Here is a 14,154-nt window from a genome sequence, read left to right as displayed (position 1 = left end):
CGGCAGTACATGAATCCTGTCATGATTATATCCACTCAAGCAAGCCAATTGGCTAGATTATCGGGAGCTGGATGCGGGGAAACTCGCACGTCCAGTTCTAACAGGGAGGTGCGGGGTTTTATCGCCCCCATCGACCCTACCCTAGTCTACCTTGTCTTCCAACTTCGAGTAGTTTGACTGACTCCCCACTCGCTGGGGAAACTAATTGAATGGAAACTCGTTAGGGATTGAAATGAACATAGGGACAGAGAAATACTCTCCCCACTCGCTGGGGAAACTAATTGAATGGAAACGTCGCGGCTCGTCGCGCGGAGGCACTCACGTCGGCTCCACTCCCCACTCGCTGGGGAAACTAATTGAATGGAAACATTTCTGGGATAGTCACTAAGCAGTCTTTGTAAGTAGTCATGTTGGCTCCCCACTCGCTGGGGAAACTAATTGAATGGAAACTCCGGATAGTTAGCTTTAATAAAGCCTAGATTAGTCAATCCGAACTCCCCACTCGCTGGGGAAACTAATTGAATGGAAACATCTGGCATAACCCACTCTAATGTAGAGACATCAGTCTCCCCACTCGCTGGGGAAACTAATTGAATGGAAAACGTTAAAACAAAGTCTTTAGTTGAAGTCTTATACGAATGGGAGAGGTGACTGTTGACAAAAGAGTAGGCTTCGAGTAATATAGTTTTTGGAGACACCTCTACCGCATAGAGCAATGTCCCCAGCCTGACGCTCTAGCAGCAAAGGTGTCCCCCAGCCCAAGGGTTAGGGCACAATTTTATTTCATGACCGATGATGACGAGGTCATTAAAACAAAGTCTTTAAGTTGAAGTCTTATACGAATGCGGAAATCGAATAAGGCTTCGACTCCCATGTAATTCGCAAAGAAAAACTTAAAAAGTTAGAGCTTTCGTAGCGATAAAAGCTCTACCTATTCAACTTTTGGTAAACTCCAAAGACACTCTTTTAAAACTCAAACTTGTGCAACAGGCTGACTCTCCCCACTCACTGGGGATATTAATTGAATTGAAATTTCAGTAGTATCGCCGCCAGTATGGGGTTACACTGGTTCAAATTCTCACCTGTTGGGGATACTAATTGAAGGGAAAGAAGTGTGCGATTTATTTACTGGTTAATCCATAACCAACGCGGAAAGCTAACTAAAAATAACCCGAAAATTTAGCTTTCCAACTAACTCCTTGATGCAAGTGAAAGTCTTGTCTTGTAAGAGATGCAGTGACTCCTAACCGGGAGCATCTCAATTTGGCAAAGAGACCTAACCGCCGGTGCCCTCTTCCCAACCCTCCCCTAAGAGGAGAGGGAGGTATAAGGAATAAATGTCTTTAGCACCGAAGGGGGAGCAAGGCGTATAAATTCCCCTTTGAGGCCAAATTGAGATGCTCCCCTCCTAACTTGGTTACACATCTAATACCTAACTGGAAAGAATGGCTCTTGGTGTTCGGAGCGATCGGCCAGCCAGTACCAAACCGCTTGCCGGAATGAAAGCAGGCAAGCCATCTTTGAGGCGATCGGTTACCCCCTATTGAAACCTACCGCCCGACTGAATCCTAAACAAAACTGGCCCCAACTCAAAATAGAGTAATCCTATTTTTCAGGAAAAAGAATGGCCCCGTTGTTTGAGGCGATCGCCCAGTGGTGATGAATCAAGCATGGCGATCGCATCTGGAGAAAGCTGGCAGCAGATTCAGGGGATAGCTGTTAGTGTTCACAACTATTGCATGACAATTGGGCAGTGTTGAGATGGATGGCACCGTCAAGAATCTCTACAACTCATGCCTCGGAGTAAAACTGGTTCTAGGTGGCTGGCAGTTCGTTGGCGGCAAGTTGCGGAGGGCTAAGTCAAATTGAAATCTTGATAGTTGACTGAAGCGATCGCACCTTCGGCAGTTATTCGGAACCGAAACCAGTTACCCCAGACATCCAAAGAATATCGGTCCCCTCGGATTCTTTCCCCAGGCGTTGAATCAAGGTAAAGTATAGCTTTTACGGGCAGCGCTGTCCGTAAAAGCTATGATTTTCACTGATCCATCACCCTGGTAAAGAAATTTAGTTGAGAAAGTTCATTTCATTAAACTCTAAAATTATTCCAATAAATCAAGTTGAATTGAATTTATTCATCTGAGCTTTGCATAAGAAACTTAGCTAGTTTTTATGCAGAACTTCAGCAAAATTCTTAAATTATTCTGTAATTTTGAAAAGCCATCTCAAGGAGAGATAACATACAGAGCGTACTGGACAAAGGCGCACGCATGAATTTTTATTATCATCGGAAGCTGTACGCGCTGTTATATCAACTGGGACTGTTCCCTGGAGGACAGGGGTGCGAGGCAGTTGACTGTCTACGGCCTCATGCCGAAGATTTGCGGAATTGGTGGCATAACCAGGGGACTATTATTGAGAACGTGGCCAAAGCCTCGGACCGCGTGACCCTAGGCCCTTTAGCAAGCAACTCTCCCGTATCGCAGGTTTCCCACCTGATTAGTGGTCAACGGCAAAAAGTGGGAGGAGAACCTGGGTTACCGGCGGATCTGATTACTCGCCTGAATCGAGTGGCGGGAACCGATGCGAGAAAAGCGTTCTGGTGGTTATGGCGCTTTTACCCGGAATTTTTACTAGCACAACAAACGGACGCGCTGTTGTTTCCAGCCGATCGCCTCATCCCAGATTGTCCCAAGCATAGTTATTACAGCACGGTTTCTGCGATCGCCGGTGCGATTCCCCCAGATTCGCCAGAAACCGACCCCGATAAACATCCCTATCTATTATTATTTACCTTCTCTCCTATCCAGGAATTTATCAAATCCTCCCGCAAATTCCTAGATTTTTGGGCCGGTTCTTATCTCCTCCATTACCTAAGTGCGAGATTGTGTTGGTTTATTGCACGAATTTATGGACCCGATGCCGTCATTACCCCCTCCCTCTGGAGTCAAGAAATTATTGATGCACTCCTGATTAAACAATATCCCGAATTTACAACAACCTTGGCTGATTTCCAAGATGGTTCGGACCCGGTAACCCGATTTAAAGACAAAACCTCCACCAGTTTGAGCACCGCTGGATTCCCCAATGTCATTACCGCCATTGTCCCAGGAAAGCAAGCGGCTGAGAATCTAGGAAATCACCTTTCCAAACATTTAAAGACCTTATGGCGTCGGATTGCTTATCGAGTTCAAAATGAAATTCGTAGTTCTACCATCGACTACTTGAACAATCTGGCTTCTCAAACAGATTTATATAATTTATGCCGTAAACTCGCTGAGGCAGAAGGGTTAGTATATAATCCAGAAAACAATCCAAATCAGCAGGAATTAGAACGGTGGAAAAGGCAGTCTCTTTGGGAATGGAAGCATCTGTGGAATGCCCAAATTTATCATAGTTGGGAACCTTACTGGACTGCTGTTCCTTTGGGAAATCCTGTCAATCCATTAGAGATTTATTCACCTGTACGCACCAACTTTAACTCTGACTGGATTAAGGCACAGGAAGGCGTTGCACCTTCGCGCCCTGACCAACCGACCCCGATGCTAGTAGAAAATAATCTGTATGAATTTCTCAATGTTGGGACTTGGTGGGGGAATGTACAAAGTCGCTTGGCTCAAGGCATTCAAGCGTTTAAAAATACGCGAGTATGGCAGATTTCCCCTGCACCCGGAGAGCGATCAACGCTTTCGGGTCAATTGAGTGCCCTGCATCCGAGTTTAAACTATCAAATCAATCAAAACCGTCAATCTCAAGTTTCGGATTATCGAGAAGGGGCGGGGGTTCCTTCCGGTTCTATGCAATTATTCTGGGAGTTGATGAGTTTAGTCTATCCTGGACTATTTAATGGGTCTGAAAAACTCAATGCTTTAGAATTGACTAAACGCATGGCCTGGGTCTATGGCGGTGTCGCTAAATCTTTAGGGATTGATTTACAGCTAAACAGGAGTGGAGGCCGAAAAGATATTGATTATGAAGGATTGATTCTGTTTCCGAATTTAAGTTCGATTGCTGCTGCTCGGTTTGCGGAGGAATATCCTGGAAAATTACAAGAATACTGGAATGCTTTAAGGAAATTGCTTAAAGAAAAATCCCCGATAATTACCTCGAAGGAATTACATCAGTTTGCAGTTAAGACTCGCCGTCCATTTCAAATTCAAAATGCTGATGTGAAGCTGAAAACGTTGCCGAAGTCGGGTAACGGCTATAACGGGGTAATGTTTTCTAGTAAATGGTTGGCGGATGATATGGGGTTGAAGGAAAGTAAAACCGATTCATCCGCCAAGGTAATCGCTTTACGACAAGCGGTCTCCCAAGCGCATCAAAAGTGCCACTTTGGAGACAGTTCTCCGGCAGATTGGTGGGCGATCGTTGCGGCGGATGGGGACAATATGGGGAAATATGTTTCGGGACGTAAACTGGAGTTGTATAATCAGTACATTGATAGGGAGGCGATCGCCTCTGAACCTCCAGCAGAATTTAGCGAACTCCTCGAAACTCGCAAACGGATGGGTCCGGCAACGCATATTGGGCTGAATCGTGCCTTGCTGGATTTTTCCAATCGGATTGTGCCCTATCTCACGGAAAAGCGCTTCTGTGGTAAAGTCGTGTATAGCGGTGGGGATGATGTGCTGGCGGTGTTGCCCTTAGCTGATGTTCTCCAATTTTTGCGATCGCTGCGTGCTGCTTGGTCCGGTGCAGAAGACCCCGGTGGAGACTTTGACAGTAGAGGCGGTTACTGGCATCCTCGCCAACCCCGCTCTCCTGGATTACCCAATCGTCCCCTGTTTACAATGGGTCAAACAGCCACCCTCAGTGCGGGAATCGTCATCGCTCATAAAAGCGTTCCCTTACCGACGGTGCTCGAATCCCTCTGGAGTGCCGAAGAAGACCGGGCAAAAAAAATGCAAGGCACTTCAGAAATTCCGCCGAAGATTCCGGCGAAAGATGGGTTATGTTTTCGGGTAATTTATGGCAGTGGAAATGTCCTAGAAGCCTGCATGAAAGGTCAGTTTTTAGAACAACCCTGGTGGGATTTAATTTGCAGCGCCACGGCAGCGGATGAACTCTCTCCCGTCTTATATCGTTTAGCTGAACAGTTGCCTATCCATAGTTGCATAACCCCCAATAGTCAACTCATCTCCAAAGCCGCCAAAGTAATTGTCAATTCACGCGACAAACAACTGGAACACGATCAGCTAGAGGCACTGGAAGACTGGCTAAATGCCTGGGAAAAATGGGCCTATGCAGTAGAGACTCAGTGGCAGCAAAAAATTCAATCTAAACCGGAAACCCCCAAACCGATTGGATTTACCATGCAAGATTTAGCGAGTCTATTACGGTTTAGTGCATTTTGGCTCGACAAAACCGCTCACTAATCACCCAAATTTTGGAGAAACATCATGCAGTGGTATCAAATTGAACCCTTAGATTTACTCATGTTTCGTGAGTCGAAGCCCTTCAGTCCAGGGGAGAGTTCTTGGGCCAAAGGGTTGTTTCCCCCCTTACCAACTCCAGTGTTTCAAGCCCTACGGAGTGCCACGGAGTTTGACCCAAAACCTCATGAAAAATCTGAGGGGCAACGTTCCTCAATACCCCAGAAAAATATGCAGTTTTGGGGCCCGTTTTTGATGGATGATCAAGACCAAGTTTGGCTACCGACTCCCAAGGATTTAGTAGGAGTTAAGCGGAAAGATTCCAGGGATTCAAATAAGGAGGACGAGGATGATGATTGGACTTCAGTTACTCGCCTGGTTCCTCAATCCGAACAAACGGATTGGGAGTATATCAGTTTTCCAGAGAATCATCTCAAACCCCTAGTTTCCCCTCAATTACATAACGAACAATTCCCCGGTCCTCCTCCCCACCGAGTTTATGACGTAGTTTTAGGGCCTCTCAAGCCTTGGATGAAATTAACGGCTTTGGTAGAGTATCTCAAAGGGGAATTACCCACCAATCCCAAGGATTTTATCGATGACCCTTGGGGGGTGCAGATTTTGCCTCATATTAAAATGGAACCAGGCACTCGTCAAGTTAGCGATCGCGAAGGATATTTTACGGAAGTTGCCATCCGGCTAAAACCCGGTTGGAAATTTGTTGCTGCCTTGAATCCAAAGATTTCAAAAATTGATTCAACTGTCGTGGTCCGCTTAGGTGGAGAAGGACATCGGGCTTTGGTTTCTCCCATTAATTTTGATTCTTCAGACGCTAAAAACATGGAACCCTTCTGGCCAAAAATAGAACCCTTTACCACTCCAAATGCTGACTCATCTATTGCTTATTTGCTCACGCCAGGATTAGCCCGCACAGAAGGGGAAAAGCCTCATCAACTCGTTTATAGCGCTTATCCAGAAGTTTGGAAAGATATTTTAATTGGATGTGCGACTTCTCGTCCCTTATTATGGGGCGGCATTTCTTCCATCCAGCGTTCTCAACTTGATGCGATCAAAGAAACCGAAAAAACATGGGAATTTTCTTTGCTACCACAACGAGCTTTTGTTCCTCCGGGAACGGTGTATTTATTCAACAAGCTGCCCTCTGCTGATTCATTAAACAAACGCCCCTCAAATTATCGACTTCTTCCCCAACTAGAAAGCCATCAGAATTGGTTGGACACTTTTATAAACTTAAATTATGGACTCTTGTTATGGGGGAAGCGATAATTTTAGTTTAATCAATTTAGAGCTAAGGATTGATATTTTGTTGCCCTGAGCCTAACATTATCATGAAATTTCCTGAAGTTACCATTGATATTTCCCCATCATTCCTCTACTTCATCTATCCTTTTTCGTTTGAGGTCCGCTCATTTGAAGAAAGAATTAAGTGGATTGAGACCCATCAATTTCCCAAACGCAATTTCAAGACTTGGTTGCCCCAAAAGTTAGTCAGTGATGATTGGCTAATTCATGTCGCAGACTATCTCAATCCAGCCAAAGAGAGTCAACGGACTCCTACCGCTCAATTCTGGGAGATGAATAATGCGCTTGATAGTACATTAGGATTTCAGGATGCCGAATGGCAACTACTAACTCCCCAAGGACCGATTAAATTTGGCTTTGGTGAAAAACCTGGAGAAGGCAAGCGAACGGTACAATTAGCTTTATTTAAAGTAGGGGTCGGGTTTGTAAGTTTGAGGGTTCAACCCCTTTCACCTGATTCTAAAGACTGGTTTAATTTTCTGCACTATTTTCGGTTTATGCGAGGTCAACGGGGGACCTGCTTGCAAGCACAAAAAGCCATCTGGAACCCACAACTGAAGAAAAAAACCCTGGATATTTTCTTTCCCGAAGTAGCTGGAGGAAAATCAGTTTATCAGGGGACTCCGACGATTAGTATGCTGATTGAGGCGTTGCTAGGAACTGGCGAGTCTCCCTATCATATTGAACCCTGGTGGGAAGAAATTTTTGTATCCGGTCAACTGATTCCTTTTGCGGTGATTTTTGCTCAGGGATTGACGGAGAAAACGATTCCCTTAATGTTATATAAGTTGCAAAATTTCTTCCATGAAGGTCAAGGAAAATATCCATCTGTTCAAGATTTGGACCCGGCTTGTCAACCCTGGTTGCCTTATATTGAACGGATGTGGTGGATTTTTACGTTGGAAGGTGGGGTTTTCTTATCGGCTAATGCACCGGATGAAAAGTTTTTCCGGGAAACACTCCCGAATCATATCCGGGATTTGTATTTTCTGTTATTTCGGCTGGTGTTGCATCAACGATTCACTTTGATGATGTTGTCCCATTGGGTGGCGCAACGGTGGGTGATGAGGGCAAATCATCGCGACCGCATTTATATTTTTGAAGAAATCCGGGATTTGCTGTTGTTGTTTACCGCCCGAGGATACTTTAGTCAAGTTGTCCAACGGGAACATCCTCACCGCTATTATTGCAAATGGCAGGAAATTTTTCAACTCGAACAATTATATGCCGAAGTCGGGGATGAGGTCCGAGATTTACATGACTACGTTCAAACTCAACAAAATCAACGCTTGCAACGAACGATTGAAATTTTGGGGGTGGCGATCGGTGCTGGGGGGATTGCCGCCTCTAGTATTTCGGGTTATATAGAACAACCTTTACCCTTGGAACCCGCATTTTTAGCGGCAGTCCATCCGGGGATAAAAGCCTTGCTGGTTAGCATAATCATCGGGTCATTAGCTGGATTTGCTGCGTGGGTATGGACAGGAATTTTTGGAGGATTATTTTCTCGTCTTTCCCCATCAAATAAGTTTCGTAGACGATAAGCTCAAAAAAACACTGAAGCACTTTCTACTGGATTCACAAATTATGAACTTACTTTTTGCCAATATTGGCACGTCTGACTTAGCAATTAGATTTTATCAACCGCAAGGTCCAGATTATTATCTGCCTATTGATTTCCTCAGTGAACCCAATTTACCCCAACAAGTCAATACGCTATCCCCAGAATTTCAGAAAATATGGAAGGAACAAAAAGCAGCAATTGATAACTTCTTTTATACGGAACTGGGTTTTCCTCAATCAGTCAAACGCAATAGCCGATGTCTGACTGCTAAATTGCTAGAATGCTATCGGATGGCCCCCTCTAATTGGCACGATCGCTTGGCATTTGTTCGGATATTAGGAGTGTTGCAAAAAGCCGCAACTACTCAGCCTCCTGTTAGTAAAGCCTATATTTTTATCACTAACCAGAAAACTCGCCTAAACCGCAATGGACATGACAAAGACACGATTTATTTAGTTCGCTTATTGCAAAACTGGCTTCGTTATGATTCTCGGCAACCTCAGCCAAAATTTGCCAATTTTCCTAAATTGGTCCCGGTCAGAATTCCACCCACTGAAAACCCCAGCGATTTAGAAGTCATGTTGCGGGTTTATGAGCAAGCGATTGCCACTATTATTAAAGCAGAACAGCCTAATCCCTCCTCTGATATTGTATTAGTCAGTATTAAGGGCGGAACGCCACAAATGGGGACGGCGTTGCAATTACAATCAATCGACTCCGGCTTTCCCAATATTATATTTGTCGATCCACAGCTTTCAATTAATTCTGTCCTCCAGGGTCAACCTTCTCAATGTAAGTTAACCCTCTACTGGCGACATTTAAAGTCCCAGAAGTATCGCACCATTCGACAGCTTCTGGAACGGTGGGATTTCGATGGCGCAATTTCTATCTTACAGGATTGGCAAAATAACCTGAAATTACTTCCGGCTGAAGTCAGAACCTTGGTCGATTTGTCTGAAGTTGAAACGAGTTCTAACTTGGCAATTACCGCCTTGAAATTAGGGTTATGTCTCTTCAACTTTGACCGCCAAGGGGCTGAGACGATTTTAAAAAACGCCTCCCCAGAACTTGCCAGTCTATCCCATCTCACCCAGAATTATCACAGTTGGCTCAATTTATATGCTCATTGTCAAATTTATTGGCAACTCAATCAAGTCGCTAATTTTTTGTGGTGTTTGAGTTCGTTCTGGGAAGATGTGGTGAATTATTTAGTCATGGCATTAGGAGGTCGTCGGTATTTTCTACCCGAAAATACCACAGGAATGCTTGAACGGTGGAACTTGGTAGACCCCAGCAACATAGAGCCAGATATTTGGAAAATTTTAATTGAACATGATGATAAGCTCAAAAAACACGATTTTAGTCAAGGTAAAAAATTTAGTTTGAATATGCGGCGCTTTACCAAACGGTATCTAGCGGAAGCAATTGTTCGGCATAATCAGGGAAATATCCAGGAATGGGAAAAGATTGAACAAGGGTTAAAACAATTAAATTATTGGGTGGAAAAGCGAAATGACCTGATTCATCGAATTAAAGGCGCGTCTCAAGAAACCATGCACGAAATGCTGGCAGCAGACCGGAAATTAAAGATAAAAGAAGCGCAAAAGGCTTCGGAAGTAGACCTGATTTTAGAAACCATGCAAACTCTCTGCCTATCGGTTTTTCGTTTACTCAATCAACCTCCTTCTCCTGGAGTTGACCCCAATTCAGATGGGGTTTATTATATCTACTCAGACATTGTTGACTGGGTAAATCAGCAACTAGATGAGTAAGGCTAAACTGATAATTTAGAGTGGTTGTTGGGGAGGGTCCTGGAGAGGGTTATCCGTCGGCAAGGCGATCGCCCGGTAGAGTATGGTCCCATAAGACACAAGAGGCGATCGCACATTGCTAACCTTAGCTATCTGTACTGGGATTCAGGAGTTGCTCAAATTCCGCAACAGAACCCACAGAAATTGCTTGTCGGAATAGCTGTTTTAGGAGGGTCATATCCTCCAGACGATTCACCGTTTCTACCACGGACTGAGGGACTTCTCCAAACCGGACCTGCAACAGGTCTAGGATATTCTCGCGTTGGTTTTTGAGAATCGCTTCTTCTTGGATGAGTTCTTCCATTGGACTGATGAATGGCATTTGTCTTTCCTCCCGATATTCAATGAGTTGGGTTCTTAATTGTTGTTCGAGTTGCTTCGGTAAGCTCATCATGCGGTCTATAAACCGGAATAAGTTCTCGACTTCCTCTCGACGATATCCTCGGTCAAGCAGGGAACGGATTAGGGTCCATTTCCACTGTTTCCGTTCTGCCATTTGGCGGTTGGTGGCCTGGGTTTTTAAATGGGCCATCACCATCAGCGCAAACGGATTCTGTTCTGATTCTAACTGTTCCCACTGCGTTTGGTAGTCTAGGAGTTTAACTGTGGGAAATTCCAGTTTGAGCTTGTATCCATCCAGGGTAAAAGCATATTCGGTGGGTCGCCAAGTGGGTGTATCATCGCCTAATATAGCGACACTGACTACGGGTTTGTCATATTGGTCAAAGGCGCGGTAGTTATAGCGATAGATGCGTTTGGGAAAGTCGATAACCGATTGACTCTGGATTTCAACGTGAATCAGTATCCACAGGACATTTCCGGTGATGAGTTTAACTTCAAACAGTTTGTCGGGAAATTGGGTGCCTACTTCGGAGTCTCGTCCTAGTTCTAGGAGTTCTTTGTCTAGGGACTGATAGGGTTGACTCCAGTCGATTTGGCTATGAATGGCGGGGAAGAAGAAGCTGAGGAATTGCTCAAAGTAGAGGTTGAGGGCTTCCTTCCAAGGGCCATCATAGTCCGCTTTGACGGGTTGATATTCCATAATGTATTGATTTGAATGTAATTTTTATTATACATTGCTTTTGGATTAAATTTTATTGATTTTTGTGGGCTTTTAAATATTTAGAAACCACCCCATAACGTAGCTTTACTAATCCGGTGACTGGCGGTGGGGTGGGTTTAAACGCCTCGTTAATAAAAGTCAATGAAGGAGTTTATATGAAAGTTTATACTAATTTCTTTGAGGTTAGTTTGAGGGGGTTGAAAATGGGTGTTCAAGAAAAAGCCGTTGGCGGATTACCAACGGCTTTTTTGGGTTTTTAATCCCTTTTGTTTCCATTAATTCGGCTTCAAATGAAGCCCCGCTGAGAAGTCAGCTTGTGTTTACTTTAGGGGAGTATTTTTGGAAAAGATAGGGCCGGATGATATTGACAAGTTGGGGAAGTCGTGCTAGTTCGTTAGGCATAGCCAAGAACGCAGAGGGTCTGGGATTTCTTCGTTATGTTCTAGGAGAAAATTGAGTAAGGCCAAATGTCTCATATCGTTGGCGGTGGGCTGATGGGTTTGGGCGAACCATCGGCGGACTTGGCTAGGCGATCGCCCGCAGATTTCAGCAATAGTTTCTTGGGTGACTTCCCATTTTTGATAAAATTCCCAAGGGGTCATGGAGAGTTGGCATTGACAATAACTGCGGATGATTCTCTGTTCCCGTTTCCCAATAATGGGTTGTGGCATTCTGAATCTCCTAGGCAATAATTACCGGGTCATCAATGGCGAAAGTGGGTTGTATTCCGAGGATTTGGACTTTTTGGCGACAATGGGCAGAAAGAGGATAAAATCGCAGTTGGTCTTGGCGTTTATTTAGCAGTTTGAGCAAGCGCTTTTGGAGTTGGTCGTATTGGTTGTCATCTAGGACCACCTCAAAAACGGATTTTTGCACTCGCATTCCGTAAGTTTCTAAGAGTTTCGCAACTCGATTGCGGCGGTTATCTTCTACGATGTCGTAGCAAATTAGATAAAACATGGGTTTACCATTGTTCTTCCGGGGAGTTTCGATGAGGGGAAGGTTGAGTGATACGGAATCCGGTTGGAATCGGTCTATTAAAACCCACAGGCTCAAGCCTGGGGCTATACGGACAAAGCCCGCCTGCGCGGGCTAAAAGCGAAAACCGACTTTGAACAACCGGATTTGGTATGAATCGCCCCCATCACTGATTTGATGGGGGTTGGAGTTTAGGCGATTACAGGACGGGTACAGGTAAGAGAGATTGGGCTTGGGGTTCTGACGCTGTTGATGACGTGGGAATGGGTTTTGGAGTCCATTTGAGCAGGGCGGGACGATAGGAAATGTCGTGGCATAAGCTGCGTTGGTACTGGCGAATTTGATGACGGAGGCATTGGCGGTAGGTTTGATTGCCAGTGACTAGAGTGGCTAGTTGTTGCTCCCAAGCGGCAATAAACTTATCGAGGGGGTGATGGTAGCCATTGCCATTGCCATTACCGTTGCCGTTGTGAGTGAGATTAGTGTGAGACAAGAAAAACTGAAGGGCGAGGCGGTCCACTAAAATGACCGTCCAATCTAGGGTGAGGTCCCGCACAAGAGGCAGGTTTTCTCCATCGCTCAGGTGCAGTCCGCCGAGGTTGGAATCCAGTCCAAATTCTAGCAGGAACCCTTGTCCGACTTGTTCTAACAAGGCTTGACCCAGATGCCAGAGGTTGTCTACTGGCATAGCGGGTTCTAGGGTGTTCAGCCATAGCCACTCGCGCAAAGCGGGGTAATAAATTTGGTTGACCGTGGCTAGGTGGCTACGCAGTTGCGGAAGGCTGGCGGCGGGAATTTCATCCAGAAAAAGTTCGATCGCCTCTAAAGCAATTTCTACCGTGGGACACAGACAACTGCCCTGGAGTGAAAGCAACAATGCTCGACGATTATGCAACGTGGCACTGACGATTCGTTCGGCAGTGTTTTGGATAAACTCTGGGTCCTGGGCGCGTTGGAGTTGTTGGGTCAGATAAGGGGTATCCGAGTCCAGGTGAAGCCGTCCTAAGTACCGACCGTCAGCATCCAGAAATAAGACAGGTAGAGAGTGCGAGAAGGCTAAGGCAGTGGCTTCTCCGGTGATTTCGCACCCGTGGAATAGGACGATATGGCTTGTCATTTTCGCCAAGACTCGCCGCTGCAATTGCTGATGATGCCATAGTTCAAAGACTTGTCGTTTGGCTTGGAGAATGGAGCCGGAATGGGTTAAGTAGATTGCGGTCATGGTTTCCATCGAACGCTACATTTCCAGCATCGCAACTGAGTATTTGCGTTCGTATATGCCTTAGTCGGTGCAGTATATGACTTTTTATATGACTTGCTGCCAAGATATTGCCGGTTGATAATTTGGGAGTCTGAGATAGGTTATGGCTTGACCCACCCTCCACTGGACCCACTGATACCTGCGATGTTAAGGCGATCGCTCCCATAGAAACTTCGATAACCCGTTGGGTCTGGATGCGATGCTAAAGCATCCACACACATTGGCGATCTGTTGGGTAAGTTTCCATTAGTTTCACTTCCGAAGAAGTGCAAGGAGGATTTTCGTACATTATTGCCGCCCTGGTTGGGGGTTTCCATTAGTTTCACTTCCGAAGAAGTGCAAGGCATTACCAATGGTTCCGCCTCCTTCTGGGGATTTGTTTCCATTAGTTTCACTTCCGAAGAAGTGCAAGGACTTGGATTCAGTTAATGCAATCCCAGCACTACAGCTGTGTTTCCATTAGTTTCACTTCCGAAGAAGTGCAAGGCTCTAACGGATCCGTACCCTCCTTAGGGGCAGACATGGTTCGTTTCCATTAGTTTCACTTCCGAAGAAGTGCAAGGTGTCGAAGCCCGCTGGCGCTGGCGACCCCTCCCACGGTTTCCATTAGTTTCACTTCCGAAGAAGTGCAAGGTCGGTCAAAACTCTAATGGTAGCTTAGTCTACCAGGAAGTTTCCATTAGTTTCACTTCCGAAGAAGTGCAAGGAGTGGGGGAGCATATTCCTCCCCTATCGATCGGTGTTGTTTCCATTAATTCCACTTCCGAAGAAGTGCAAGG

Annotated in this window: 8 protein-coding genes and 2 CRISPR repeat arrays; of the genes, 4 read left to right on the top strand and 4 right to left on the bottom strand. The window is 45.4% G+C overall.

Annotated features, from left to right (window positions below; translation table 11 throughout):
• Positions 1 to 181: 181 nt before the first annotated feature.
• Positions 182 to 602: direct repeats of the CRISPR family, unit length 36 nt; unit sequence CTCCCCACTCGCTGGGGAAACTAATTGAATGGAAAC.
• Between the two features lie 1,668 nt (positions 603 to 2,270).
• The 4 genes from cas10 (at position 2,271) to J0895_RS07350 (ending at position 10,034) form a co-directional block, all read left to right on the top strand.
• Positions 2,271 to 5,378: a type III-B CRISPR-associated protein Cas10/Cmr2 gene (gene cas10, locus J0895_RS07365; RefSeq protein WP_207087459.1), complete on the top strand. Its 3,108-nt coding sequence runs from the start codon at positions 2,271 to 2,273 to the stop codon at positions 5,376 to 5,378.
• Between the two features lie 24 nt (positions 5,379 to 5,402).
• Positions 5,403 to 6,662 carry a type III-B CRISPR module-associated Cmr3 family protein gene (locus tag J0895_RS07360; protein ID WP_242541127.1) on the top strand — a complete coding sequence of 420 codons (1,260 nt, stop codon included), beginning with the start codon at positions 5,403 to 5,405 and terminating at the stop codon, positions 6,660 to 6,662.
• A gap of 62 nt (positions 6,663 to 6,724) precedes the next feature.
• Entirely contained in the window at positions 6,725 to 8,242 is a 1,518-nt protein-coding gene (locus tag J0895_RS07355) for a hypothetical protein (protein WP_207087458.1), read from the top strand.
• Between the two features lie 43 nt (positions 8,243 to 8,285).
• On the top strand, positions 8,286 to 10,034 hold the full coding sequence (locus J0895_RS07350) for a hypothetical protein (RefSeq protein ID WP_207087457.1): 1,749 nt from the start codon (positions 8,286 to 8,288) through the stop codon (positions 10,032 to 10,034).
• Between the two features lie 124 nt (positions 10,035 to 10,158).
• On the opposite strand, the gene J0895_RS07345 is transcribed toward J0895_RS07350, so the two are convergent.
• The 4 genes from J0895_RS07345 to cas1 all read right to left on the bottom strand — a co-directional run bounded on the left by J0895_RS07345 (position 10,159) and on the right by cas1 (position 13,336).
• A complete protein-coding gene (locus J0895_RS07345) occupies positions 10,159 to 11,115 on the bottom strand; it encodes an RpnC/YadD family protein (RefSeq protein ID WP_207087456.1) in 957 nt (318 codons plus the stop codon).
• Positions 11,116 to 11,522: 407 nt separating this feature from the next.
• Complete coding sequence (locus J0895_RS07340) at positions 11,523 to 11,807, bottom strand: helix-turn-helix domain-containing protein (protein ID WP_207087455.1); 285 nt, start codon at positions 11,805 to 11,807, stop codon at positions 11,523 to 11,525.
• Between the two features lie 10 nt (positions 11,808 to 11,817).
• Positions 11,818 to 12,096, bottom strand: coding sequence for a CRISPR-associated endonuclease Cas2 (cas2, locus tag J0895_RS07335; protein WP_207087454.1), 279 nt, complete (start codon positions 12,094 to 12,096; stop codon positions 11,818 to 11,820).
• A gap of 217 nt (positions 12,097 to 12,313) precedes the next feature.
• Positions 12,314 to 13,336, bottom strand: a complete 1,023-nt coding sequence (cas1, locus tag J0895_RS07330) for a CRISPR-associated endonuclease Cas1 (protein ID WP_207087453.1) — start codon at positions 13,334 to 13,336, stop codon at positions 12,314 to 12,316.
• 278 nt (positions 13,337 to 13,614) lie between these two features.
• A CRISPR array of direct repeats spans positions 13,615 to 14,154; the repeat unit is 35 nt; unit sequence GTTTCCATTAGTTTCACTTCCGAAGAAGTGCAAGG.

It is taken from the genome of Phormidium pseudopriestleyi FRX01, assembly GCF_017313335.1.
Classification (GTDB): Bacteria; Cyanobacteriota; Cyanobacteriia; order Cyanobacteriales; family Laspinemataceae; genus Laspinema; species Laspinema pseudopriestleyi.
Note: the sequence above shows the minus strand (reverse complement) of the source record. Positions and strands in the feature narration are given on the sequence as shown.